The organism is Photorhabdus stackebrandtii, assembly GCF_011189495.1.
Classification (GTDB): Bacteria; Pseudomonadota; Gammaproteobacteria; order Enterobacterales; family Enterobacteriaceae; genus Photorhabdus; species Photorhabdus khanii.
The window spans coordinates 1-373 of the sequence record NZ_PUJV01000185.1 but is presented as its reverse complement, the minus strand read 5'-3'; the positions used below and the strand labels follow the sequence as shown (position 1 = coordinate 373).

General features: G+C 58.4%; 1 protein-coding gene. It reads right to left on the bottom strand.

All coding sequences use genetic code 11. From position 1 onward, the window contains the following. A partial coding sequence (locus tag C5470_RS22250) for an acyl-CoA synthetase family protein (RefSeq protein WP_166291956.1) occupies positions 1 to 373 on the bottom strand: 373 nt, incomplete at both ends.

Below are 373 nucleotides of genomic sequence, written 5' to 3'. Positions count from 1 at the left end.
GGCAAAACTTGACTCAGGCGCTCACGTAAGTTATTCACCAGCCCTTCTTCCACGTCCGCCGCCACATACGCCACCAGCCGTTTGTCCAGCCCTTTCCCGTGAGCCAGCACCACGGCTTCACGCACCGTTGGGTGTTCAGCCAGCCGCGCTTCGATTTCCCCCGGTTCAATGCGGAAACCGCGGATTTTCACCTGCTGGTCAGTACGACCCAAAAATTCCAGATTGCCGTCCGGCAAATAACGCGCCAAATCCCCGGTGCGGTACATGCGGGCATCCGGTTTATCGCTGAACGGGTCAGCCAGGAAACGTTCTGCCGTCAGTTCAGGCCGGTTCAGATAGCCCTTGGCGACCCCGTCGCCACCAATATACATCT